The sequence below is a fragment of the Gymnodinialimonas sp. 202GB13-11 genome (genome assembly GCF_040932485.1).
In the GTDB taxonomy this organism is placed as follows: domain Bacteria; phylum Pseudomonadota; class Alphaproteobacteria; order Rhodobacterales; family Rhodobacteraceae; genus Gymnodinialimonas; species Gymnodinialimonas hymeniacidonis.
This window is the reverse complement of sequence record NZ_JBFRBH010000001.1, coordinates 1,822,613-1,846,681: the sequence shown is the minus strand read 5'-3', so window position 1 is coordinate 1,846,681 and position 24,069 is coordinate 1,822,613. Positions and strand designations below refer to the sequence as shown.

At 60.0% G+C, this 24,069-nt stretch carries 25 protein-coding genes; 15 read left to right on the top strand and 10 right to left on the bottom strand.

The annotated features are described in order from the left end of the window. Positions 1 to 80 precede the first annotated feature (80 nt). Together V8J81_RS09210 and ndk are read left to right on the top strand one after the other, a co-directional pair. On the top strand, positions 81 to 1,259 hold the full coding sequence (locus tag V8J81_RS09210) for an MFS transporter (protein ID WP_368475453.1): 1,179 nt from the start codon (positions 81 to 83) through the stop codon (positions 1,257 to 1,259). A gap of 84 nt (positions 1,260 to 1,343) precedes the next feature. Next, positions 1,344 to 1,766 (top strand): nucleoside-diphosphate kinase, encoded by a 423-nt coding sequence (gene ndk, locus V8J81_RS09205; RefSeq protein ID WP_368475452.1) that lies wholly within the window; start codon positions 1,344 to 1,346, stop codon positions 1,764 to 1,766. A 118-nt stretch (positions 1,767 to 1,884) separates the two neighbouring features. On the opposite strand, the gene V8J81_RS09200 is transcribed toward ndk, so the two are convergent. Both V8J81_RS09200 and V8J81_RS09195 read right to left on the bottom strand, forming a co-directional pair. Continuing rightward, the gene (locus tag V8J81_RS09200; RefSeq protein ID WP_368475451.1) at positions 1,885 to 2,205 is read right to left on the bottom strand and encodes a hypothetical protein; all 321 of its coding nucleotides are present in this window, start codon (positions 2,203 to 2,205) and stop codon (positions 1,885 to 1,887) included. Positions 2,206 to 2,516: 311 nt separating this feature from the next. Continuing rightward, positions 2,517 to 2,864, bottom strand: coding sequence for a TfoX/Sxy family protein (locus V8J81_RS09195; protein ID WP_368475450.1), 348 nt, complete (start codon positions 2,862 to 2,864; stop codon positions 2,517 to 2,519). Positions 2,865 to 3,494: 630 nt separating this feature from the next. On the opposite strand from V8J81_RS09195, the gene V8J81_RS09190 reads away from it, so the two are divergent. The 4 genes from V8J81_RS09190 to V8J81_RS09175 are packed head-to-tail and all read left to right on the top strand — an operon-like array spanning position 3,495 to position 7,521. After that, positions 3,495 to 4,523, top strand: a complete 1,029-nt coding sequence (locus tag V8J81_RS09190; RefSeq protein WP_368475449.1) for a pyridoxal-phosphate dependent enzyme — start codon at positions 3,495 to 3,497, stop codon at positions 4,521 to 4,523. Further along, complete coding sequence (locus V8J81_RS09185; RefSeq protein WP_368475448.1) at positions 4,520 to 5,677, top strand: M24 family metallopeptidase; 1,158 nt, start codon at positions 4,520 to 4,522, stop codon at positions 5,675 to 5,677. Before V8J81_RS09190 ends, V8J81_RS09185 begins: the two co-directional genes overlap by 4 nt. Next, positions 5,674 to 6,459: a maleate cis-trans isomerase family protein gene (locus V8J81_RS09180; RefSeq protein ID WP_368475447.1), complete on the top strand. Its 786-nt coding sequence runs from the start codon at positions 5,674 to 5,676 to the stop codon at positions 6,457 to 6,459. The genes V8J81_RS09185 and V8J81_RS09180 overlap by 4 nt, the downstream gene beginning before the upstream one ends. A gap of 27 nt (positions 6,460 to 6,486) precedes the next feature. Continuing rightward, positions 6,487 to 7,521 (top strand): zinc-binding dehydrogenase, encoded by a 1,035-nt coding sequence (locus V8J81_RS09175; RefSeq protein ID WP_368475446.1) that lies wholly within the window; start codon positions 6,487 to 6,489, stop codon positions 7,519 to 7,521. Here V8J81_RS09175 and V8J81_RS09170 read toward each other — a convergent pair. Beyond that, positions 7,518 to 8,360 (bottom strand): nitroreductase family protein, encoded by an 843-nt coding sequence (locus tag V8J81_RS09170; protein WP_368475445.1) that lies wholly within the window; start codon positions 8,358 to 8,360, stop codon positions 7,518 to 7,520. The genes V8J81_RS09175 and V8J81_RS09170 overlap by 4 nt on opposite strands. Positions 8,361 to 8,432: 72 nt before the next feature. Between V8J81_RS09170 and V8J81_RS09165 the strand changes: the two genes are divergently transcribed. From V8J81_RS09165 to V8J81_RS09140, 6 genes are read left to right on the top strand one after another with little or no spacing between them, the layout of a single operon-like run. After that, positions 8,433 to 9,143: a succinate dehydrogenase/fumarate reductase iron-sulfur subunit gene (locus V8J81_RS09165; protein ID WP_368475444.1), complete on the top strand. Its 711-nt coding sequence runs from the start codon at positions 8,433 to 8,435 to the stop codon at positions 9,141 to 9,143. Further along, positions 9,143 to 9,487 carry a succinate dehydrogenase gene (locus V8J81_RS09160; RefSeq protein ID WP_368475443.1) on the top strand — a complete coding sequence of 115 codons (345 nt, stop codon included), beginning with the start codon at positions 9,143 to 9,145 and terminating at the stop codon, positions 9,485 to 9,487. Before V8J81_RS09165 ends, V8J81_RS09160 begins: the two co-directional genes overlap by 1 nt. Beyond that, entirely contained in the window at positions 9,484 to 9,825 is a 342-nt protein-coding gene (locus tag V8J81_RS09155; protein ID WP_368475442.1) for a succinate dehydrogenase, cytochrome b556 subunit, read from the top strand. The genes V8J81_RS09160 and V8J81_RS09155 overlap by 4 nt, the downstream gene beginning before the upstream one ends. A 1-nt stretch (position 9,826) precedes the next feature. Further along, a complete protein-coding gene (locus V8J81_RS09150; RefSeq protein ID WP_368475441.1) occupies positions 9,827 to 11,578 on the top strand; it encodes an L-aspartate oxidase in 1,752 nt (583 codons plus the stop codon). Beyond that, on the top strand, positions 11,575 to 12,531 hold the full coding sequence (locus V8J81_RS09145; RefSeq protein WP_368475440.1) for a fumarate hydratase: 957 nt from the start codon (positions 11,575 to 11,577) through the stop codon (positions 12,529 to 12,531). The genes V8J81_RS09150 and V8J81_RS09145 overlap by 4 nt, the downstream gene beginning before the upstream one ends. Next, on the top strand, positions 12,528 to 13,193 hold the full coding sequence (locus V8J81_RS09140; RefSeq protein WP_368475439.1) for a fumarate hydratase C-terminal domain-containing protein: 666 nt from the start codon (positions 12,528 to 12,530) through the stop codon (positions 13,191 to 13,193). Before V8J81_RS09145 ends, V8J81_RS09140 begins: the two co-directional genes overlap by 4 nt. Here V8J81_RS09140 and V8J81_RS09135 read toward each other — a convergent pair. The 7 genes from V8J81_RS09135 to V8J81_RS09105 form a co-directional block, all read right to left on the bottom strand. Next, positions 13,190 to 13,930 (bottom strand): sulfite exporter TauE/SafE family protein, encoded by a 741-nt coding sequence (locus V8J81_RS09135; protein WP_368475438.1) that lies wholly within the window; start codon positions 13,928 to 13,930, stop codon positions 13,190 to 13,192. The two genes, V8J81_RS09140 and V8J81_RS09135, sit on opposite strands and share 4 nt — an antisense overlap. After that, positions 13,920 to 14,804 carry a LysR family transcriptional regulator gene (locus V8J81_RS09130; RefSeq protein WP_368475437.1) on the bottom strand — a complete coding sequence of 295 codons (885 nt, stop codon included), beginning with the start codon at positions 14,802 to 14,804 and terminating at the stop codon, positions 13,920 to 13,922. The genes V8J81_RS09135 and V8J81_RS09130 overlap by 11 nt, the downstream gene beginning before the upstream one ends. Positions 14,805 to 14,934: 130 nt before the next feature. Next, a complete protein-coding gene (locus V8J81_RS09125) occupies positions 14,935 to 15,690 on the bottom strand; it encodes an ABC transporter ATP-binding protein (RefSeq protein ID WP_368475436.1) in 756 nt (251 codons plus the stop codon). A 15-nt stretch (positions 15,691 to 15,705) separates the two neighbouring features. After that, entirely contained in the window at positions 15,706 to 16,464 is a 759-nt protein-coding gene (locus V8J81_RS09120) for an ABC transporter ATP-binding protein (protein ID WP_368475435.1), read from the bottom strand. A gap of 11 nt (positions 16,465 to 16,475) precedes the next feature. Continuing rightward, positions 16,476 to 17,690: a branched-chain amino acid ABC transporter permease gene (locus V8J81_RS09115; protein ID WP_368475434.1), complete on the bottom strand. Its 1,215-nt coding sequence runs from the start codon at positions 17,688 to 17,690 to the stop codon at positions 16,476 to 16,478. Between the two features lie 3 nt (positions 17,691 to 17,693). Beyond that, on the bottom strand, positions 17,694 to 18,725 hold the full coding sequence (locus V8J81_RS09110) for a branched-chain amino acid ABC transporter permease (RefSeq protein WP_368475433.1): 1,032 nt from the start codon (positions 18,723 to 18,725) through the stop codon (positions 17,694 to 17,696). Positions 18,726 to 18,832: 107 nt separating this feature from the next. After that, positions 18,833 to 20,191 (bottom strand): substrate-binding protein, encoded by a 1,359-nt coding sequence (locus V8J81_RS09105; protein ID WP_368475432.1) that lies wholly within the window; start codon positions 20,189 to 20,191, stop codon positions 18,833 to 18,835. A 331-nt stretch (positions 20,192 to 20,522) separates the two neighbouring features. Between V8J81_RS09105 and V8J81_RS09100 the strand changes: the two genes are divergently transcribed. Genes V8J81_RS09100 through V8J81_RS09090 form a run of 3 tightly spaced genes read left to right on the top strand, consistent with a single transcriptional unit; the run spans position 20,523 to position 24,062 of the window. After that, positions 20,523 to 21,779 carry a flavin-containing monooxygenase gene (locus V8J81_RS09100; RefSeq protein WP_368475431.1) on the top strand — a complete coding sequence of 419 codons (1,257 nt, stop codon included), beginning with the start codon at positions 20,523 to 20,525 and terminating at the stop codon, positions 21,777 to 21,779. A 16-nt stretch (positions 21,780 to 21,795) separates the two neighbouring features. Next, positions 21,796 to 22,962, top strand: a complete 1,167-nt coding sequence (locus V8J81_RS09095; RefSeq protein WP_368475430.1) for an aromatic ring-hydroxylating oxygenase subunit alpha — start codon at positions 21,796 to 21,798, stop codon at positions 22,960 to 22,962. A 2-nt stretch (positions 22,963 to 22,964) separates the two neighbouring features. Beyond that, positions 22,965 to 24,062 carry an aromatic ring-hydroxylating oxygenase subunit alpha gene (locus tag V8J81_RS09090; RefSeq protein WP_368475429.1) on the top strand — a complete coding sequence of 366 codons (1,098 nt, stop codon included), beginning with the start codon at positions 22,965 to 22,967 and terminating at the stop codon, positions 24,060 to 24,062. The last annotated feature ends 7 nt before the right edge of the window (positions 24,063 to 24,069 follow it).

Here is a 24,069-nt window from a genome sequence, read left to right as displayed (position 1 = left end):
GGGGGGACATGACGAATGGGCGCGGCGGCGTCAATCGGTCTTGGCTGGCGGGGCGGGAAGGGCGCTGATAGGCGGATGGCATGACCCGCACTGCACCCCATCTTGCTACCCTTGTTCTGCTGACGGCGTTGACGGTTTTGACGCTGAACATGTTCCTGCCCGCGCTTCCCGCGATGCAGGAAGCCTTTGGCGTGTCCGAGCAGGTGATCGGGCAGTCGATTTCACTCTACATGGCGGCGGCTGCGGTTTTGCAGCTGATCCTTGGGCCGTTGTCGGATCGAATCGGGCGGCGTCCGGTGATCCTCGGCATGTTGGTGATCTACGTGGTTGCGTCCATTCTGTGCCTGTTGGCGACGGACATCACGGTTTTCCTGATCGCGCGCACAGCGCAGGCAGTTGCTGTTGGTGGCGGCATCCTGTCTTCGGCGATAGTGCGGGACCTTTATGAGGGTCGGGGTGCGGCGGCGAAGCTGTCGCTGATCGCTTCTGCCATGGCCGTGGCCCCGATGCTCGCGCCCATGGTTGGTGGCGCCATGGAGGCAGCCTTTGGCTGGAACTCCATCTTCATGGCCTATGCCGGGTTGGGCGCGGCGTTGTTGCTTTGGTGCTGGCGCGATCTTGGGGAAACCAAGGCGTCGGGTGGGATCGCAGCAAGGGGCGTGTCCCAATTGCTGGGTTCGGCGCTTTTCTGGTCGTATGTCGGTGTGCAGGCGCTCGGTGTAGGGGTGTTCTACATCTTCCTGACGGGCGCGCCGTTTGTGATGGTTGAGTTTTTCGGGTTGGGATCGGCGCAGACGGGCTTGGTCTTGGGCTCTACCACGGCGGGTTTTCTTGTGGGGGCTGGTGTTAGTGCGCGGATTGTAGAGCGCTTGGGCGGAATGCGGCTGATCTTATTCGGTCGAATGCTTCCCGTGATCGGCATCTGTGCGGCGTGGGTCTATTTCGCCGGTGGCGGGGTGGCCCTTTGGCCCCTGCTTTGTGCCACTTTGTGCGTGGGATTTGGAAATGGGTTGTCCATTCCCAGCTCAGCAGCGGGGGCCTTGTCGGTCCAGCCCGAGCTTGCCGGTAGCGCATCTGGGTTGAGTGGTGCGGCGGTGCTAGCCATGGGCGCCGGATTAACGGCGATGGCCACGGCTGTGGTCGGAGCGCAAACGACACCGGCTACATTGCTGGCAGTCATGGGGCTGGTCGCTTTGGGTGCGCTGGCCTCGGCCGGTGCTGCCAGAATGCTCGACAAAGACGTGCCCGCCAGAGGGTAATCTCGGGCGTGTAGGGGCCTTTTCAAGACTGGATTGGCATGTTAGCCCGCGCGCAAATTCAAACGCCCGAACGGAGCACATCCCATGGCTATCCAGCGCACTTTCTCCATCATCAAGCCCGACGCCACCAAGCGGAACCTGACCGGCCAGATCGCCGCCAAGTTCGAAGAGGCGGGCCTGCGCATTGTTGCGTCCAAGCGTATCCAGCTGACGCTGGCACAAGCCCAGACCTTCTACGGTGTGCACAAGGAACGCCCCTTCTTTGACGAGCTGTGCGAATTCATGATTTCCGAGCCGATTGTTGTGCAGGTTCTGGAAGGTGAAGACGCGATCGCGAAGAACCGCGAAGTCATGGGCGCGACCAACCCGGCCGAAGCCGCAGAGGGTACGATCCGCAAGGAATTCGCGCTGTCGATCGGTGAGAACTCGGTCCACGGCTCCGACGCGCCTGAAACAGCTGCGGAAGAGATCGCATTCTTCTTCTCGGGGCTTGAGCTCGTCGGTTAATCCAGCCCCTTACGAGAACATGCAAAGGGCGCCCAATCGGGCGCCCTTTTTTCATATGAAAACGCCCCCCACCGTTTCGGGTGAAGGGCGCGTCCGGGGGAGAGAAACCGGAGAAGTCTTATTCGTCTTCGAGCGACGCTGCGCGCAGGCGGTCGAAGATGTCGGCGCCGTAGGCGGGCTGGCCGTTGACGAGCGTCGCGCCGTTCACGCCGCGCAGGTCGGAGGCGACGTCCTGGTCGCTGTTGAGGATCTCGAAGGTCTGGCCAAGCGCGCCGCTGGGCGATACCGACTGGCCAACACCGTTCACATTGGTGCGCTCCAGCGCGTTGTCCTCGAACATGTTGAAGTGCTGGATCGCGGCGACGGAGGCTGCGGATTGGGCGAAAGCCGGGGCGGCAACGGTGGCGGCAACGGCGGCGATGAGAGCGATCTTTTTCATTTTACTGGTCCTATTCAGTTTTGGTGTGTGGGCCTGATTTGGGAGGTGGCCCGGGTTTGGTTTGGTTTCGGTGGAGAGCCTCTGTGGCCGTCCGATGAGATGAATATGCGGGGTGAGGGCCTGACATTCCATACACGGAAGCGCGAGAATTGGCGGATATAGGTGCGCATGTGCACAGACTTCCCCATGCGCTGCACGAACCCCACGCCCGCGTGATCACGGCTCGCGGTGGCGTGAGACGGGGGAGGGGTGATTGAAATATTTGGAGGATTCGGGGGTCTTAGGCCGAGTCGTAGGTTCAGTCCGCCGGCCTATCGGCTCCTGCCAGTGCCAATCAGGTTCAGAACGCGTTCAACCTCGGTATCCGCGCCCGGTCCAGCCTCTTCCTGCTTTAATTGGTCGAACTTTGCGCGCAGGGCATCCTTCTCAGCACCCTTGCAATCATTCCAAGCGCGACCCTGCAACGACATCTCCAACACATAATAAGTGATGAAGTGCGCTCTGATGCCGGTGCGCAGGATGAGGCGGTAGGCTTCATGTGCGCCGAGGCTGCGCAAGGCCTTGGCGTCTTTGATGCCCGCCTTTGTGAGGGTCTCCGCCAAGGCGGGCCCAATATTGCGGATAGATGTGAGATCATCCTCCACTTTGTCCTGTGTCATCTGAGGCCTCCTCAGCCTCAGCATGTATCAGATGCTGGCCCAATCCGAGAAGCGGATCGGTACAGGACGCTCTTTTGCAGGGGCCTGCCCCTTGGCCGGTGTCGGCGCTGGCTTTTGCGTTGGCATGGAACTGCTCCAATTTTTTTTGGTTATTCCAAAAGCCTCCGCCGCAAATCTGTCATTTCCCGGGGCATTAATGTGGCGAAACTGTGGCGCACCTGCCCAAAGCTCAATGATTAGGGAAAGAAGTGCGCTGACGGCCAACTCAAGTGGAAGAGAGACGAGAGAGTAGGCCGCCAGCACCAAGGTGTGCGGATGCGTGACGTCAAGGAAGGGAGGAGACGACCTCACACATATGCGCAACATCAGCTAGCGACAGATTAGGCTGCGCAGGAAGCGCAAGCCGCGATGGATGCCCTTGGTTTTTTCGGTCGCCCAATAATGAAGCACGTTGCAGTGGGTTTTGGATTGCGAACGAGCAATCTGTTGTGGGTCGCTCTGGGACAGAAGGGCTCTCACGACGTTGTCTAATCGAATGAGTCGCTTCTTGCGCGCGATGCGGCGTCCTTTTCGCACCGGGCGTCGGTTTTCTGCGGGATAGGCGCTGCCTGTTCGCCGTATTGGTGGTTCATGAAAATGCTCCAGAACACGCCCGCGCTCCGCGACACCGTCCTTGCAAGTCTGGACGATATCCCATTTCCGTCCACATCAGCCGAACGCCCCGCAGACTTGCTTCTTCGTTGCCCCGCCGCGAAAGCCACGCCTTTGGTGCCCGCATCCGAGCTTGCCGGGGAGGTTGGCGCGGCTGCTGTGCATATCAAGGATGAAAGGGCCCGGATGGATCTGGGCAGTTTCAAAGCGTTGGGCGCGGCTTACGTGATCGCCTGTGACGCGGAAGAGGGTCGCGCAGAGGGCGCAGCGTATTACACCGCCAGTGCGGGAAATCACGGCCTATCGGTTGCTGCTGGGGCGAAAGCGTTCGGAGCACAGGCGGTAATTTTCCTTGCGGAAACTGTGCCAGTGGCTTTTGCGGAGCGTTTGGAAGCCATGGGCGCGGAGGTGCGGTGGCGGGGTGCGATCTACGAAGACAGCATGGAGGCCGCAGCGCGTGAGTCTGTAGCGGACGGCGCCATATTACTGTCGGACTCGTCTTGGCCAGGTTATCTGGAGCGCCCGCATCGATTGATGGAGGGCTATCTTGTCTTGATGCATGAGGTGACGGAACAGCTCGCTGAGCCACCCACGCATATCTTCTTGCAGGCGGGCGTTGGTGGGCTGGCCTGTGCCTGTGCCGCTTATGCGCGCAAGGTTTGGGGGGATGCCCCGCGGATCATCGTCGTAGAGCCGGAGGCCGCCCCGGCGTTGCAGGCTTCGATGCAGGCAGGGCAGGCGGTCGTGTCCGAAGGCCCGCCATCCGCCATGGGGCGGCTCGATTGTAAGGAGCCGTCGCTGATCGCGCTGAAAGGGCTGGCGCGGGATGCCGATGACTTTCTGACAATTAGCGAAGCAGACGGTGAGGCGGGCGCGAACAAGGCGGCGCAGCTTGGTTTGCCCTCCACGCCGTCTGGGGCTGCCGGTTTGGCAGGGCTTTTGGTTGCAGATGCAGGCGTTGGACCTGCGTCTCGTGTCCTTTTGATCCTAAGCGAGGGGCCAGAATGACAGTTCCGCGTGGGTTTCCGGATGAGGAGTTCCGATCCCGTTGTACCAAAGCCCAGTCGCTGATGGCGGAGACGGGGCTGGATGCGCTCCTGCTGACAACCGAGGTTGAGGTTCGATACTATACTGGTTTTCTGACGCGGTTTTGGGAAAGCCCCACACGGCCTTGGTTTGTGGTTCTGCCAGCGACAGGTGCGCCAATTGCCGTGATCCCCTCCATCGGTACGCATCTGATGCAACAGACTTGGGTCGATGACATCCGAACCTGGGCGTCGCCGGACTATGACGATGATGGGATTGGGTTGCTGGTTGAGACGCTGCGAGAGCTTGTTCCGGAAGGTGGCCGGATTGGGCTGGCGGCGCATCTGGAAAGCCATGTGCGTATGCCGCGCGCCGGAATGGAGGCGCTGGAAGCCGCACTTGGGTCGCGTCGGCTTGTGCCGGATGACGAAATTACGTGGCGGCTGCGTATGGTGAAATCGGAAGCCGAGATTGCCAAGATCACGGCGGCTGTCGGTGTTGCTGATCGGGCGTTCAATCGGGTGGGTGAAATCGCGCGCGTAGGCGTGGCCCTGTCCGAGGTGTTCCGCCGCTTTCAGATGCTTTGTCTGGACGAGGGGGCGGATTGGGTGCCTTACCTGGCGGGGGCCGCCGGGCAGGGCGGATATAATGATGTGATCTCTCCGGCGACGAACGCGCCTTTGCGGGTGGGCGATGTCTTGATGCTGGATACCGGCGTGATCCGCGACGGGTATTTCAGCGATTTCGACCGAAATTTCAGTGTCGGCGCGCCAGCGGAGGCGGTGAAAATGGGGCATTCGCGGCTGATTGAAGCAATAGACGCGGGGCTGGATGCGGCGAAGCCCGGTGCTCGCTTCTGTGATATCTTCCACGCCATGAACACGGTTGTCAGCGATGGTGGAGCGCCTTCAGATGCCGGTCGCCTGGGACATGGACTGGGGATGCAGTTGACCGAGGGTCCGTCGATCATACCGGCGGACCAGACGGTGCTGGAGCCCGGTATGGTCCTTACCCTGGAGCCAAGTGTGGCGGTGGGGGGCGGGAAAATACTTGTCCACGAAGAAGACATCGTGATCCGTGAGAACGGGCCCGTTTGCCTGAGCCAGCGTGAGACCCGCGAGATGAGAGTGATATGAGCGCGCTTCCCTACACTTTGGTCGACCAGATGCCGCCGCAACTTGGTCTTGTGGCGCTGCAATCCGATGAAACCATCGAACGGGATATGCGCCAGCTTCTGCCCGACAGCGTGGAACTGCTGGTCACGCGTATCCCGTCGGCCGAGGATGTCACGCCGGAAACGCTCGCAGCGATGGAGCCAGAGCTGTCGCGCGCTGTATCTCTGTTCCCGCGGGCCGCTTCGTTTTCGGTGGTGGGCTATGGCTGCACGTCTGGCACGGCCCAGATCGGTGTGGATCGGATCACTGATCTTGTCCGTTCGAAGTGCAACAGCCGCGTCGTGACGCAGCCCGTCTCGGCCCTCTTGGCCGCGTGCGAGGCTTTGCAGGTGCGCAAGCTGGCGTTTGTAAGCCCCTATGTCGCGTCGGTGTCTGAGCGATTGATGAATGAATTGGAAAGCAGGGGTTTGGACATTCCGGCCTTTGGAAGTTTCGACGAACAGCTGGAGGCGCAGGTGGTGCGCATCGCGCCGGACTCAGTGAGTGACGGGGCCATGGCGGTCGCAAGGAAAGCGAAGTGTGACGCGATCTTTCTGTCCTGCACCAACCTTCGGACGCTGGATTTGATTGAAGACATCGAAGACGCGACCGGCCTTCCTGTCTTGTCGAGCAATCTTGTGCTGGCGTGGGACATGCTGCGCCATACGGGCCTTTCGGCGCGGGCGGAGGCGCCGGGTCGGTTGTTTAATGCCGACGTTTTGCGCACAAACGGGCAAAGCTCAGATCTAAGTTCTGCGGTTTAAGACAAGGCCAAAAGGGGGAGTGGTCCTATGCGTGCAGCCGTCATTCGTGACTTTAGTGAGGACCTGTCGATTGAAACGGTCGACGATCCCGCGTGCCCGGACAACGGCGTCGTTCTGGAAGTTGCTGCTTGTGGCGTTTGCCGTTCCGATTTCCATGGCTGGGTGGGGGAGCATCCTAAGGTGGGCAAAGGCTCCATTCTTGGCCACGAGTACTGCGGAACGGTCGTAGAAGCTGGCCCGCAAGCGCGCCATCGGATCGGCGACCGGCTGATCGCGCCGTTTATCCTTGCCTGCGGCACCTGCCCATCCTGCGCGACGGGCGTTTCAAACGCGTGCGCCAATCAGATTACGCCTGGGTTCGGCACGCCCGGGGCTTACGCGCAATTCGTGTCGGTCCCGTTCGATCATAACCTTGTGGCGTTGCCTGACAGCATTTCACCTGCCCTGGCGGCGGGGCTGGGGTGCCGCGTGACAACGGCCTGGCATGCCTTGACCGACCGCGCGCAGGTGCGGGCGGGGGAGTGGGTGGCCGTCCACGGAACCGGAGGGATTGGTCTGGCGACACTGCTTTTGGCGCGGGCATTGGGCGCACGCGTGGTGGCCGTCGATGTCGTGGACGAAAAGCTGGAACATGCGACCGCCCATGGGGCGGAGGCTGTGGTAAACGCCGCCAATGGAAACGCCGCTGAAGCGATCCGCGATATTACGAGCGGTGGTGCTCACGTCTCTATCGAGGCACTGGGGATTGGGCCGACGACCAATGCGTCTTTGGAGTGTTTGCGGATTTTGGGCCGACACGTGCAGGTTGGAATGCCGGCGGGCAGCGGCATGATGGAGGTGAACATGCGCGCCATCTACGCTAAGCAGCTGTCTTTCTTTGGTACACGCGGGATGCCGTCGTGGAAATATCCCAGCCTGCTTGAGATGATTCAACGCCGGGCCGTCGATATCTCCCCCATGGTGGCACGGGAGGTGCCGCTTTCGGGGGCGAGTGCGGAATTGCACGCCATGAGGGGGCCTACTTCGCCCGGTACGGCCGTGATCACCGACTTCGCAGCCTAGTCGAGTTTGAACCCGATGGAGCGGATATAGGCCCCGAAATCGGCCCGCTCTGGCTGGCTGTATTGGCGCATCTTGTCTTCGGACCATGTGTAAGGGTCCGCTTCGCCGAAGGTCTCAACGAAACGTTGGCTCCGGTAGGGTTGGGCCGCGGCGCGGTCGGCGTCGTAGCGAGCGATGGCCTCTGGAAGGTCGGTTTCCTGGTATCGGTCCGTGTGAACGGTGACGGATAGGGGCAGGCGTTTGGCAATGCGGGGCGGGTGCTTCGGCCAACCGATCGCCAGCCCTGCAAATGGGAAGACGTGGTCGGGTAAATCGAGAAGGTCGGCGACAGCGCGCGCCTCGTTCCGAACTGCGCTGATCGGGCAGGTGCCCAAGCCGATGGCGTCTGCGGCAGACGTGAACGCCCCCAACGCAATGGCCGCGTCACAGGCAGCGTTGAAGACTGCATCGAAATGATCGTTCGCGAAGGGGATGTTGGCCTGTTCGTGCAACAGGCGCTGACGTCGGTTGTTGCCGCAGAACACCGCGAGCATGGGGGCCTGCGCGACCCAATCCTGCCCGCCCACAAGCGCGGCAAGGCGTGCGCGCCGGTCGGGGTCTTCAAGCAGGATGATGTCGCGCTGCTGCAGGTCGCTTTTGGTTGGCGAAGACAGGGCGATGGCGCTGAGCGTGCGTAGCAATGCGGGGTCAACGGCCTTATCGGTGAAATGACGGCAGGAGCCGCGACGCGCCATGGTTTCCAATTCTGGCCGCATCTGCGTTGGCGGTGCGTCCTCAAATCGCGCATCCAGCGAGGCCTGAAGTGGATTTTCGTTAGTATTACTTACGCTATCTGTCACAATAATTCTCATTCATTAAGACGCGCTTTCAGTGTAGAGCCACGGTAAGCCAAGCCAAGTAGCGGAGCAAAGATGTCTGAGGGCGTTTTGAACGTGACCATTGACCGTGACGGGGGAGCGGAGCGGTTTGAGGTTCCGGCTTACGACAATCAGACGGTTCTGGATGTGGTTAGTTGGTTGCAGCAAAACACCGATCCGACGCTGAGTTATCGCTTTGCCTGCCGCGTAGGGATGTGCGGAAGCTGCGCGATGATGGTCAACGACGTGCCGCGCTGGACTTGCCGTACGCATGTGTCAAAGGTGACGGACGGCGATAGCATCCATATCGCGCCCCTGCGAAATCTGCCTGTTATCAAGGATCTAGCGGTCGATATGGACCCGTTCTTCGATAAATGGGTGGCAGCGGAAGGGGTGCACCATGGCGCGCTGACGCGGGATGATCCGATTGCCCCTGTTGATGCGGACAGCGCCGCACGGGTTGAGGCGAATGCAGGGATCGAGTGCATCAACTGCTCGGTCTGCTATGCGGCGTGCGATACGGTTGCCGGGAATGCGGATTATTTGGGGCCTGCGGCGTTGCAGCGGGCCTGGACCTTGCTGAATGACGCAAAAGATGAGGCACGGCAGAACATTCTGGATGCGGTCAGTGGCACAGGCGGGTGCCATAACTGCCATTCGATGGGGTCCTGCACGGCCTATTGCCCGAACGAGCTTGATCCGATGTCCGCTATAGCCGGCCTCAAGCGGGAAACTGCGAAGGATTTCTTTCGGAGGCGGCGCTGATGTTAGGGCTGAGGCTATACATGGCGCAGCGCATCACGGCGCTTTTTATGGGGCCGTTCGTGTTGGGTCATATTGCGGTGATGATCTACGCGATCCAAGGCGGGCTTTCGGCGGCAGAAATCCTCGGGCGCACCCAAGGCTCGATCCTGTGGTTCCTATTCTACGGTCTTTTCGTGGTGGCGGTCTCCATCCACGGCGCGATTGGCTTGCGGGTGATTGCCCATGAATGGGGCAAGGTTTCGGGCCGGGCGCTGGATGTGTTGATGTGGGGCATGGGCCTTGCCTTCTTTGCGCTTGGCGCACGGGCAGTATGGGCCGTGACATTTGCGGGAGTAGGCGCATGAAGGCCCCGGCGCGTGCCCATCCGCTTTGGATTGCTTACATCGTGCATCGCCTGTCGGGCGTGGCTTTGGCGGCATTCTTGCCACTGCATTTCTGGGTGCTGGCCATGGCCGTGTCTGAGCCGGGGCGCCTTGACGGATTTCTTGCGATGACAGAGGCGACCACGGTAAAGGTCGCGGAATTCGGCCTCGTCTTCCTTCTAGCGGTCCACATGTTCGGCGGGCTGCGTTTGCTGGCGCTGGAATGGCTGCCTTGGCGCCCTGCGCAGAAGTCGCTGGCAGCTGGGGCGGCGGCTGTGTCGTTCCTGATTGCGGGCGCGTTTTTCCTACAGGCGGTGTGAGATGGTTGCGATTGAACGGCATGACACGGATATCCTGATCCTCGGCACCGGAGGTGCGGGTCTTTTCGCGGCGCTCCACGCACAACAGACCGCGCCTGAGGGCACGAAAATCACAATTGCCGTCAAAGGGTTGATCGGCAAATGCGGCTGCACACGGATGGTGCAGGGCGGATATAACGTGGCGCTGGGTGGTGGCGATACCGTCGAGCGGCACTTCATGGATACCATCAACGGCGGCAAGTGGCTGCCCAATCAGGACATGGCTTGGCGGCTGTGCGAACAAGCCGTGGTGCGCATTCGTGAGTTGGAGAACGAGGTTGGCTGTTTCTTTGACCGAAACCCGGACGGCTCGCTGCATCAAAAGGCCTTTGCGGGGCAAACGGCGGATCGCACGGTGCATAAGGGCGACCTGACTGGCATCGAGATCATCAACCGCTTGATGGAGAAGGTGCTGGCGAGTGGTGTTGAGAAGCTGCAGGAGCACCGCGCGATTGGACTGATCCCAACGAAAGACGGATCGGCGCTGGCGGGCGTCTTGATGATCGACATGAGGACGGGTGGCTTCCGCTTTGTGCGCGCGAAGACGGTGCTGATGGCCACAGGTGGTGGCCCGACGATGTACAAGTATCATACGCCGTCAGGTGACAAGACGATGGACGGCCTCGCCATGGCTTTGCGCGCGGGCCTGCGCTTGCGCGATATGGAGATGGTGCAGTTCCACCCCACGGGCCTTCTGGCGGGCGACCACACGCGGATGACTGGCACCGTTTTGGAGGAAGGGCTGCGCGGGGCAGGTGGGCAACTGATCAACCACTCGGGTCAGCGGTTCATGTTCGACTATGACGGCAAGGGAGAGCGCGCGACCCGCGACGTGGTGAGCCGCGGGATCTACGCCGAGATGCGCAAGAACAACAATCCGGAGCAGGAGGGCGTCTTCATTTCGATGTCCCACCTTGGCCCAGATTGGGTGGCCAAGAAGTTCAAGGGTATGGTCAAGCGCTGTGCGGATAGCGGTTTCGACCTGGCAGGCGGAAAGGTGGAGGTCGTGCCAACGGCCCATTACTTCATGGGCGGCGTTGTCGTTGACGTGGACACGCGGACCGAGATGGAGGGGCTTTATGTTGCCGGGGAGGATGCTGGCGGTGCCCACGGCTCGAACAGGCTCGGCGGGAATGGTGTTGCAAATTCAACGGTTTATGGCGGCATTGCGGGTGATACGATGGGCGCTGACGTTCGCGGCATGTCCTTGCGTGATCCGGATGAAGAGGTGCTTCAGGCCGAGGTTGCGCGGGCGGTTTACCCCATGTCCAAGACCCCTGATCTGATCCTGCCCCTGCGAAAGGAGTTGCAGGAGGTCATGTGGGACGAGGTCGGCGTGATGCGCACCGAAGCGGGGATGAAACGTGGCCTCGACGGGATCGCAAAAGTCTCGGACGCGTTGATGGATGTCGGCGTTGATGACAGCAACCTTGCGTTCAACCTGACCTGGCACGATTGGCTGAACCTCCGCTCGCTCTGCGATATCTCCGAGGTCATCACCAAGGCCGGGATTGCTCGTGAAAACTCACGCGGCGCGCATTTCCGCGAGGATTTCCCGGATGACGGCGGGTTGGAAAACAGCGATTTCACGGTGGCTCAGATGAAGGGCGGCACGGTCGATGTCACCCGTGAGCCCGTTCAATTCACCATCGTTCGCCCGGGTGAGACGATCTTGCCCGATGGCGAACCCGAAACATTGGTGGCAGCACAATGATACCGATCAAGCTGATACAAGAGACGGCTGAAACCCTTATGGACAAGGCGGCAATCGAGATCCCTCAGGATTACCTCGACGGCTTGAAGAAGGCGGCTCAGACCGAAGATGGCGACCTGTCGTCGTTCGTGTTGAAAGCGATGCTCGACAATTACGAAGCCGCCAAGGAAGACCGACGCGCGATGTGTGGGGATACCGGCGTGCCGCGTTGGTTTGTGAAGATGGGAAATGAGGCGCGCGTTGAAGGCGGCATGGTGGCACTTGAGGCGGCGTTGCGGCGGGCAACGGCGAGCGCCACGAATGGTGTTCCGCTGCGGCCCAATCGTGTGCATCCGCTGTGGCGCACGGACCATGACAACAATGTCGGCATCGGCGCGCCCGAGATCGAATATGGGTTCGAGCCCGAAGGGGAGTGGGTTGATCTGATCACCGTGCATAAAGGTGGGCTTTTTGGCACCGACTACCGGATGCTGTTTCCCTCCGATGGCATTCAAGGGATCAAACGGTTCTACCTCGACAGCCTTATGGCGTTCGGTAAGCGTGGCCTTGCGTGCCAGCCTGCTATCATTGGGATCGGTCTGGGTGGGTCCAAGGATACCTGCATGGTGCTTGGAAAACGGGCCTCGATCCTGCGCACCGTGGGCAGCCGAAACTCCGATCCGCGCATTGCCGAGATGGAGGATGAGTTCAAGGAACTCGGAAATTCCATCGGCATGGGCGCCATGGGATTTGTAGGCAAAAACATGGTGATAGACTGCAATATTGAAGTGGGTTACTGCCATACAGGCGGGATGCCGATGAGCGTTCATGCCTTCTGCCTATCGTCCCGCCGCGCCGTTGCACGCATTCATGCGGATGGGCGAGTCGAACACCGGACAGACCCGGATTGGTTCACTGACTACCAGCGCCGCGAAACCGTGGAATGGGAACCTGTGCGGGAGGCTGCAGAATGAGCCCGCGCGAGATTGTCCTTTCGACCACCCCCACCGATGAAGACATCGCACAGCTTCGCCTTGGCGACGTCGTTTACCTCTCTGGCCTGATGTACACCGCGCGGGAAGGCGTCTACATGCGCGCGCTGGAGGAGCAGGCGAATATTCCGATGGAATTGCCGTCGCAATCGGCGGCGAACTTCCACTGTTCTCCGGCCGCTCGCATCAATCCGGATGGATCGTTCGATATGGGGGCCGTGACCGCAACGGCCAGCTTCCGCTTTGCCAAATGGCTGCCCGAATGGATGGCGAAGACCGGCGCGAAGCTGATCGTGGGCAAGGGCGGGATGTCGTCGAAGGATTACAAGGAATACTTCGTGCCCAATGGGGCGGTTTATCTGAGCACCGTGGGCTACGGCACCGGCGCGCTTTTGGGGCGCGGGGTGGAGAATGTCGAAGCGGTGCATTGGAATGAGGAACTGGGCCTCGCGCAGGCGATGTGGGTGATCAAGTGCAACAGGATGGGGCCGTTTATTGTGGCGTCAGACCTGAACGGGAACTGCCTGTTCGAGCGTGAAAACGCGAAGATCGCCGAGAATGTCGCGCGTGTGTATGAAGGCACGAAGCCGGCTGTGTTGAAGCGCTATGGCGAAAGCGATGATCGTACGGACGAAGTGATCTAGAGGATTTCGCTCAACAACACGCCGATCCCCATGGCAAGGCAAAGCAGGATCAGGATGCGCCGAAAGCCGGTGTCGCTGAGCCGTTTGAAAACGAAGATGCCAACTTGCGCCGCAAGCAACCCGCCTGGGATTGTGATTGCCAGTGCCGGTAGCGCGCTGTCATAGCCGCCTCGCAGGTACAGCAAGACCACTGTTGTCACGAGCATTACCATGTTGAACGGTTGCAAAACGGCGCGGGTTTCGAACTTCGTCCATGGGCGCAGCGACATCCACATCGACGGCAGGGCACCCGACATGCCGGCGGCCCCGCCAAGCAGACCGCCGATGCCACCGATCAGACTGTCCAGCACAGGGGTAGGGCGCGAGAAGGCGGGCAAGGCTTTACGAAAGGCGAAATAGCTGCCGTAGAGGATCAGGAACGCAGCCACCCCGAGGCGCAAAACGCTGGTGTCCAGACCGCTGAGTAGCCAAACGCCAATGGGCACGCCGACCAGACCGGGCAAGGCGAACCGAAGCAGCCGATTGGGATGATCCAGGATGGCGTGGCGCACGACCCAAAGGCCCTGGATGCCAGCGACCACCGACATCAGCGCGACAATGGCCACGGCAGTGACTGGGTCCAGCACGACAAGGTAGAAGCCCAATGCAAACAAGGCTGTGCCTGTACCTGACAGCCCGTTGATGAACCCGCCCGCACATGCGCCAGCGATGAGGAACAGGATGGTTTCAGGCGTCATGGGCGGTGCCGATAACATGGGTGAGGGCGCTCAACACCTCTTGGATGGCCTTCGCTTTGAGCGGCGGGACCGCGTGCGCGAGGCCCACGACGCGTTCCGGGGCATCCGGACCAAGCCTGAGCCGTTTGACGGGCGCGGCTTCAGCCGGTGGCACGGCAAGCCGTGGCAGGATCGAAACGCCAAGGTTCGCGTGCACCATACTGGTAATGGCCTCCGGACTGTCGAGTTCCATTGTTTCATGGACGTCCACGCCTTGCGACACGATCCAATTGTCGATCAGCGTGCCCACGACCGCGTTCCGGTTGAACCGGATATAGGGGCGATTTGCGAGCAGGGTGAGGGGATCGTCATGTTGTTCATCGGGGGAGGCAATAAGCTCCAACGGTTCATGGGCGAGGTCATGGAAGGCGAGACCCTTGGGAAGCAGGTGCGGTTTTGAGGTGATAGCAGCGTCCAGATCACCGCGCTGCAGATCTGCAAGCAGCGCGCTGGTCAGGCCGGTCCGAAGATGCAGGCCGACCTCCGGGAAACGCGTTTTCAGGATCGCCATGGCTTTCGGGGTCAGACCGGTCAGGGTTGTGCGCAGAACGCCAAGTTTGAAGGTTCCGCTTAGCCCATCCTCTGACAGCACCGCGTCTACCAACCCGTCATAATCTGCAATCAGGCGGCGGGCGCGTTCGACCACCTGTTGGCCAGCGGCCGTCAGGGTCGGGGTGCGCTTTGAGCGGTCGAACAAGGTCAGGCCCAAATCGTCTTCCAGCGTCCGCATTTGCTGACTGACGGCGGCATGGGTGACATGCACGGCCTCCGCCGCCGCGCTGAACGTTTTGGTATCGGCGACAGCCACCAAGGTCTTGAGAAGGCGAATGGTCATGTCTGCGCGTCGTGTGAAAGTTGGGCTTACAAATTGCCGGCAAACTACGCGCAGGTTGTAAGCGGGACTTCAACAAAAAACGACCCGCAGGTGAGAGTGCGGGCCGTTTGATATCGCGATGTGAAGCAGGTCAGATCGCGAGGTATTCCTCGCGCAATTCCTTGTTGTCGAGCACTTCCTTGGCTGATCCGTCAAAGACGACACTACCGGTATCGAGGATGACGGCGCGGTCGGCGAGGTTCAGGGCCGCCACGGCATTCTGCTCCACGATGATCGTGGTGATGCCCTGTTCGCGGATCACGTCCAGCGTCTTGGCGATTTCCTGGACGATGACGGGGGCGAGGCCCTCATAAGGCTCATCCAGAAGCAGGACCTTCACGTCCCGGGCCAAAGCGCGCGCAATCGCCAGCATCTGTTGCTCACCTCCCGACAGCGTCACGCCTTCTTGCTTGCGACGTTCGCCGAGGCGGGGGAACAGCTCATACAGGCGCTCAAACGACCAGCCGATGGGCGGGGCGATTTGGGCGAGCTTCAAGTTTTCCTCGACCGTCAGGCCGGGGATGATGCGGCGGTCTTCGGGCACCAATCCGATGCCTGCGCCTGCGGCCTGATGGCTTTTCATGTTGTGCAGGGGCTGGTGATCCAGCCAGATCTCACCGTGCCTCAACTCAGGGTCATCCACCCGTGCAATGGTGCGCAAGGTCGAGGTTTTGCCGGCGCCATTCCGGCCCAGAAGGGCAAGGATTTCGCCTTCATGCACGTTAAACGACACGTGCTGGACGATGTAGCTTTCGTCGTAATAGGCGTCGATTTCCCAGACCGAAAGAAAGGCCGGGGCGTGAGAGGAAAAGTTGGTCGACTTGTCGAACTTCGGCTTCTCGTTCATGTCTGTATCCCTTCCTCAGACCTGTGCTTCGCCAAGATAGGCTTCACGTACCTTGGGATGGCCTTTGATGTTTTCGGGCGTGTCCTCAACCAGCGGTGTGCCTTGCGCAAGCACTGTGATCCGGTCGGCAAGCGAGAAGACCACGTGCATGTCATGCTCGATGATCGCCATGGTGATGTTGCGCTTGTCCTTGATCTCCTTGAGGAGCTCGATGGTGTTGTTGGTATCGGCCCGCGCCATGCCCGCGGTCGGCTCATCCAACAGCAACAGGCGCGGTTGCTGAACCAAGCACATGGCCATTTCCAGGCGCCGCTTATCGCCGCGAGACAGTGAGCTGGCCTGCATGTCTCGCTTTTCGAGCATATTGACTTCGTCCAACATCTCTTCGGCTTCGGTATTCAGCGCCTTCTCGGACGGTATGCTGATAAAGGCTTTCAGGCTGTAGGATCCGTCACGCCGCGCGAGGCATGGGATCAGCATATTCTCCATCACCGTCAGATCCCCAAAGATCTCAGGCGTCTGGAACACACGGCTGATGCCCATCTGGTTGATCTCGTGCGGTTTGCGGCCGAGGACGTTCTTCTCCTCAAACGTCACCGATCCTGTATCTGGGATCAGTTTGCCGACCAGCACGTTGAGCAGCGTCGACTTCCCCGCACCGTTCGGCCCGATGATCGCGTGGCAGCTTCCTTCCTGCACGCTCAGGTTCACATCTCCCAGGGCCTGAAGGCCGCCGAAGCGTTTGTTGATGTTCTGGACTTCAAGAATTCCCATCCGTCCTCTCCTTACTCACCGGGGCCCGGTTGGGCTGCTGCGTTGGGGGGCACGTCACCCGGTTCTTTCTGTTTGCGGGAGAACAGGCCGAAGATCTTGCGGCCCCCCTCAACAATGCCGCCGGGCAGGAAGATCACCACGACCATGAAGACAAGGCCGAGGGTCAGGTGCCAGCCTTTGCCTACGAAGGGGTAAAGGATGTTCACCATGAAGTTTTCCAACCCATCCGGCAAACCGCCGAACCATTCGTGCAGGATGGTCGAGTTAATTGTGGAAACGATCGCCTCAAGATAGGTGATCACGCCAGCGCCCAGAATGGGGCCGATCAACGTCCCGACACCGCCGAGGATCGTCATAAGGACCACTTCACCCGAGGCTGTCCAAAGCATCCGCTCGGCCCCGGCCAGCGGGTCCATGGAGACCATCAGACCGCCTGCGAGACCTGCGAACATGCCGGAGATCACGAAAGCCGCCAGCGTATAGGGCCGCGCATTGAGACCGGTATAGCTCATCCGGCTCTGGTTCGATTTCACCGCGCGAAGCATCAGGCCAAAGGGCGACCGGAAGAGGCGGATGGTGAAGTAGAAGGCCAGTGCGAAGATGACGGCAGCGAAATAGTAACCGACAGAGAAGGTGAACGACCAAGCGCCAAGCTCCAACGTGGTGTTGGCGTTCATCTGCAGGCCGAACAGGTGTGGCACCGGGATATTGCCCTCCGCCGTTTGCTGCACGCCGATGATGCGCGGATCATCCAAAGCCAATTGCAAGCCGGTCTCACCGCCCGTGATGGGCGTCAGAACCGAATAGGCGAGGCTGTAGCACATTTGCGCGAAAGCGAGCGTCAGGATCGAGAAGTAGATGCCCGAACGCCGTAGGGAGATGTACCCGATCAGCAAAGAGAACAGACCCGCCGCAATGGTCGATACGATCAATGCCGGGATGACGTTCATCGTCAGGAGTTTGAACATCCAGACCCCTGCATAGGAACCCACACCCAAGAAGGCAGCGTGGCCGAACGACAGGTAGCCCGTCAGCCCGAAAAGGATGTTAAAGCCCACCGCGAAGAGGCCGAAGATCACAAGGCGTTGCATCATGTCGGGATAGCCCGCATTGAACTGCGCCAGACCCGAGCCTTCGGGGAAGGGGTTGAGGAAGAACGGGGCGAAGACCAGCATCACCAGAACAATGATGTAGAGACGCGCGTCTTTTGCGTTGAGACCCAGCATTTCTTATTCCTCCATCACGCCCTTGCGGCCCATCAGGCCACGCGGACGGGTCAGCAAAATGACGATTGCGACAAGGTAGATGACCACCTGGTTGATGCCCGGGATCAACTCGATGATCCACGACATGGAGGCAAAGCTTTGAAGGATGCCCAGAAGGAAGCCTGCGGCGACCGCGCCGGGCAGGGATCCCATGCCGCCGACCACGACCACCACGAAGCTGAGGACAAGGAAGTCCATCCCGATATGGTAGTTGGGCGACAAGATCGGCGTGTACATCACGCCTGCAAGGCCTGCGACGATCGCAGCAATGGCGAACATGGTGACAAAGCGTTTGTCGATGTCGATGCCCAAAAGGCCTACGGTTTCACGGTCTGCCATACCGGCGCGCACGACCATTCCGAAGGTCGTGAACTGAAGGAAGGCAAAGACAAGGCCGATGATCAGCGCGGCAAAGAAGAAGTAGACGAGGCGCCAGTACGGATACATGACCGCGAACGGGTCAAAGCCCAGAAGCTGGCCCACATCGAACGAACCAACGAAGGCTTCGGGGGCAGGGGTCGGGATCGGGTTGGCGCCGTAGAAGGCCTTGATGATCTCCTGCAGAACGATGGCAAGCCCAAAGGTCACAAGGATCTGGTCGGCGTGGGGGCGTTTATAGAAGAACCGGATCAGGCCGCGTTCCATCGCGACGCCAATCAACGCCATGACAGGGATGGCGACGAGGACTGAGATCGGGACGGACCAGTCAATCAGCCAATTGCCGAAATCCTCTCCGAACCAATAGACGACGTATGGCGTGTCGACCATCATGACATTACCGAGGAAGTCCGTTCGGGTTGGATCTTCGACTTCAAACGAGACGCCAAACAGCATGTTCAGCGTCACTGCGATGAAGGCGCCCATCATGAACAGCGCGCCGTGGGCGAAGTTCACAACACCGAGCGTGCCGAAGATGAGCGTCAGGCCAAGTGCGATCAGCGCATAGGCTGAACCCTTGTCCAATCCGTTCAGCAACTGAAGGATGATCGATTCCATTGTCCCTGGATCCCCAAAAAAGCTGCGCAGCACGAGGGGCGCGCAGTGTCACGGTAGATCCGGGCGCAGCATGGCGCCCGGATCGAATGGTGTGAATAGCCCTGGGCTTACGCGCCCGGGTTGCAGGAGCCGAGCTGGCCTTCGACGAAGTCAGGGTGGTCAACCGCGTAGGTGACTGCGTCACGCGGCGTGACTTCCACAACTTCCAGAAGGTCATACTCGTTCTCGGGGTTCTCTTTACCACGCACGACCAGCACGTCTTTGAAGCACTGGTGGTCGTCGGCACGGTAGAGGGTCGGGCCGTTGCCCAGACCGTCGAACTCGAACCCTTCGAGGGCTTCGACAACCGCACAGGGGTTGAAGCTGCCTGCACGCTGTACGGCGTCTGCATAAAGCAGGGTTTGCACGTAGCACGTGTGTGCGGCCTGCGACGGCGGGAAGCCGTACTCGGTGCCGAAGGAGCGGGTGAAAGCCTGCGAGCCTTCGTCGCTGAGCGACCAGTGCCAGTTGGTGGAACCGTGGATGTTGGCAATTGCGGAGCCTGCACCCTGCGCCATCAGGCGCGAGAACAGCGGAACCACAACGGCAAAGTCCACACCGTTTGCCTGCATGTCGCGCAGACCAAACTGCACGGCTTGCGTGAGCGAGTTCACCATGTCGCCACCGTAGTGGTTCAGGATCAGCACGTCCGCGCCGGAGTTTGCAACCGGTGTCAGGTAGGACGAGAAGTCGCCCGCGCCCACAGGCGTCAGGACCGAGTTTACGGTCTCCCAGCCGAGGCCTTCGGTGTAGGCGCGGATCGACCGCTCCTGGCTCCAGCCCCAGTTATAGTCGGCGGTCAGGTGGTAGGCTTTACGGTCAGCACCATAGAGGCCTTCCAGAATCGGCGCGAGGGCGCGACCCGTCATCTCCGTGTTGAAGAAGTGACGGAAGCCGTTTGCGCGGCGGTCCTTACCGGTCGTGTCATTGGCGTGGGTCAGACCCGCCATGAAGATCACGCCCGCATCCTGGCAGAGGCCCTGAACGGCCACAGCCACACCGGACGACGAACCGCCGGTGATCATGATGGCGCCATCGCGTTCGATCATCGAACGTGCAGATGCACGTGCGGCGTCAGAGTTGGTTTGGGTATCACCGGTCACGAACTCAACGCGGCGGCCAAGAATGCCGGTGCCGTCGAGGTTGCGCTCGGAGAAGGTGTTCAGCATGCCACCGTCGCCTTCGCCGTTCAGATGCTGAACCGCCAGCTGGTAGGCGCGCAGCTCGTCCGCACCCTCATCTGCATAGGCGCCGGTCTGGGGCACGTTGAACCCGAGTGTGACCGATCCTTCGCCTGGAGCGTTGGTGAAACCGGTATGGCCATCGGCCCAAACTGCACCGGTGAACAGCGTTGGCGTGGCCAAAGCAACACCAGTTGCCGCGCCAGCCTTCATGACCCCGCGACGCGAGACTTTCGAAAAACTCATGTATTCCTCCCATGGTTCGAGCTATTGCGCATCCTCCCGCACAAAAAGCTCCCGCAAACCATGGCGGACGAAACTTTCATAATCCACGACACTGCGTCCGCGGAAGATCGTTTTGTAAGGAAATTTACAGCGCAAGCCTAAAAGCTGTAAATTCGCACCACAGGCATCCCCGCTCACCAGTGCGCGTAAAGGTGTGCCGATGCCCCAAGGATGAGCAGGGCAAGCCGCCTTCTCTTGTTGTTAGGTGAGGCCTAAGGGCACCCCAGATAAAAACATCTTTCTCAGTCATGTTGATCCTGCAAAATCCTCCCGAAATTTGGAGGCAGCGCCTATGAGCGAATCCATCGACACCCTCGTAGTTGGCGCAGGCCAGGCCGGGATCGCGGCCAGCGCCCATCTTTCGCGCCACGCTATCCCGCATTTGGTCCTGGAAAAAGACCGGGTGGCGGAAAGCTGGCGCACGCGTCGCTGGGATTCGCTCGTCGCAAATGGACCGGCCTGGCATGATTGTTTCCCCGGCATGCGCTTTCCAACCTCTGGTCCCGATGCGTTCCCCGACAAAGAAGAGGTTGCCACAGCGTTGGAGACCTTTGCACAGACCCATAGTGCGCCAATCAGAACCGGCGTTGATGTGAAGTTGCTAAAACGTGCGACAGGGCGTTCGGGCTTTGTCGTTGAAACCTCGCAGGGCGTGTTCCAGGCGGAGAACGTCATTTCCGCGACCGGCGCGTTCCAACATCCTGTTTTCCCATCGCTGATCCCTGAGAGTGCCGGGGTAGTGCAGATGCATTCCGCCTCATACCGCAATCCGGATCAGCTTGCCGACGGCGCCGTGCTTGTCGTTGGTGCGGGGTCATCTGGCGGACAGATCGCCGATGAACTGCAACGGGCAGGGCGCAAGGTTTACCTTTGTGTTGGTCCGCACGACCGCCCGCCACGCGCCTATCGGGGCAGGGATTATTGCTGGTGGCTCGGCGTGTTGGGCCTGTGGGACATCCCGGCCAAAGCGCCGGGCACGGAGCACGTTACGATATCGGTCAGCGGCGCCCGCGGCGGCGAAACTGTGGATTTCCGGTGGCTGGCCCATCGAGGCATGACCTTGCTCGGCCGGGCGTCCGGTTATCAGGATGGCCGATTGCTGCTGGATGATGACCTAAGAGACAACCTAGCAGCCGGTGATGCGAACTATCTTGATATGTTGGCGCAAGCCGACGCGTATATCGCGAAGTTTGGCCTCGACCTGCCGGAAGAGCCCGAGGCGCATCTTTTGCCCGATGATCCTGTCTGCGTGACCGATCCCATTCGAGAGCTGGATTTGGCCGAGGCGGGCATTTCAACGGTCCTTTGGGCAACGGGCTACCGACAGGACTTTTCCTGGATTAATCTTCCTGATGCGTTTGATGCCACTGGCGCGCCGCTGCACCAGCGTGGCGTTTCGCCTGAACCTGGCCTCTATTATCTTGGTCTTCCCTGGCAATCGCGCCGCGGATCGACCTTTATCTGGGGTGTCTGGCACGACGCGGCCTATGTCGCAGATCAGATAGAAATCCAACGCAATTACCGCGAATACCGTCCTGCATCCGCCTGAGAATGGAGCCGTCGCCATGACCATTGCAAAGCCAGTTCCAAACCCCATCGACGCTTTGCGGGCCAGTGTTTCCGTCCCGTTTGAGCAAGCCCGAGCGATGCCGCCATCGGTCTACACGTCGGATGCCTTTCTGGACGCGGAGCTGGAAAACATCTTCAAGACCTCATGGTATTGCGTTGGGCGGGCAAGCGCGTTGGCGAACCCGGGCGATTACGTGACCTGCGAATTGGCGGGGCAGCCCGTCATCGTGCTGCGCGATAGGGAAGGGGCCCTGAAGGCCTATTCGAACGTTTGCCGACACCGCATGTCGACGCTTCTGCACGGTCGGGGCAACGCCAAGACCATCGTTTGCCCCTATCATGCTTGGACCTACAATCTTGACGGCAGCTTGCGTGGTGCGCCGGCAATGAACGGCAATAAGGCGTTTTGCAAAGACGATTATAGCCTGCCTGACATTGCCTGCGAGGATTGGCTTGGTTGGGTCTTCATCTCTCTCAACCCAAGTGCGCACCCGGTTCGGGAGGAGCTGCAAGAGGTTGAGGATTTGGTCAAAGGCTACGACATGACCAACTACACCGAGACCTTCTTTGAAGAGCACCTGTGGGATACGAACTGGAAGGTCCTCGCTGAGAATTTCATGGAGAGTTACCATTTGCCCGTCTGCCATGCGGGTACGATTGGCGGGCTTTCAAAACTGGATGAGATGATCTGCCCGCCCGGACGCAACGCGTTCAACTACCATACCATCCTCAAAGATGAGTCGTTGCGCATCGCAATGGCGCATCCCAGCAATGACCGGCTTCACGGCGATGAGCGGCGGACGACGTTTCTGCTGGCAATATACCCGAGCCTTTTGATCACGCTTACCCCCGGCTATTTTTGGTATCTCAGCCTACATCCCAATGGCCCGGGTCAGGTTCAAATCCGGTTCGGTGGGGGCATGTCCGACGACTATAAGGACGACGCCGAAGCGCAACAGAATCTTATTGATCTCAAAGCGTTGCTGGATGACGTGAATGTTGAAGATCGCGGATGCACCGAGAAGGTTTTTCGCGGTTTATCAGCGGATGGGGCTGAGCCAGGGCACCTGTCGCACCTTGAACGGCCCAACTTCGATTTCGCCCAGTACCTCATGAGCCGCATGGACCCGTCGTTTAGGCCAGCGTTGAATGGGGGTGCCTAATCATGTCGTGGCTTTCATCCGAGTTGCAGGCCATTGCAGCACTTCCACCGGATCGCCCCATGACGATGCCGGGCGCGTTTTACACATCGAAAGACCGCTTTCGCCACGAGGCTGACACCGTTCTGCGCCGGGGATGGCATTGCCTTGGCCGCATCGACGAAATCCCCGCACCGGGCGATTTCTTCGCGGTCCAGTTGCTGAATGAGCCCTTGATTGTGGTACGACAGGTCGATGGGGACATCGTGGTCCTTGCGAATGTGTGCCGTCACCGTGGAATGCCCCTTGCGGAGGGGCGCGGGAACACGAAACGTTTTGTGTGCTCCTACCACGCCTGGGCCTACGACCTCGACGGCGGCTTGATGCGGGCCGCGCGCATGAAGAATGCGGCTTTTGACGCGAAATCCTGCGGCCTGCACCGTCATAATCGGGTGCTCTGGAACGGATTTATCTATGTAAATCTGGATAGCGCGGCTGCCCCGTTCGATTTGCCGGCACTCAATGGTTTGCTGACCAATTATGAGACGGAGAGCTTCCGCCTGGCACATGTTGCCGAAGAGGTGTGGAACACGAATTGGAAATGCCTCGTTGAGAATTTCATGGAGGGCTATCACCTGTCCGTCGTGCACCCGCAAACCCTGCACGATTACACGCCAACGGGCCTGGCGCGAAAGCTTGCGGTGGGTGATGGCTTTACGTCCTACGCAGCGAATTATCCCAAGAACATTCCGCCGCGTGGCCTCGGCGCTCCAAATCTGACAGACGATGAACGCCTACGCTCCACGCTTTTCGCGCTGTTTCCGACGCAAGTCGCCAGTCAAGCTGCAAGCCTTCTGGTTTCGCTGAGTATTTTCCCGTTGAGCGCGGGCCAAATTCGAGTGAAGTGGACCCTATCGACTTATGGCGATGATCTGGACGACGACACGATCGTTGCCCGCATCGCGCTTTGGGAAAAGGTGAACCAGGAAGATCGCGAAAAGCTTGAGCGCATGCAGATCGCGTTGGGGTCACAACACGCCGTGTCCGGCCCGCTTGCGGAAGACGATTACGAAGGCACTATCCGCGATTTTCAACTCTGGCTCGCCGCCCAAGACCGTATCTGAGGGAAAG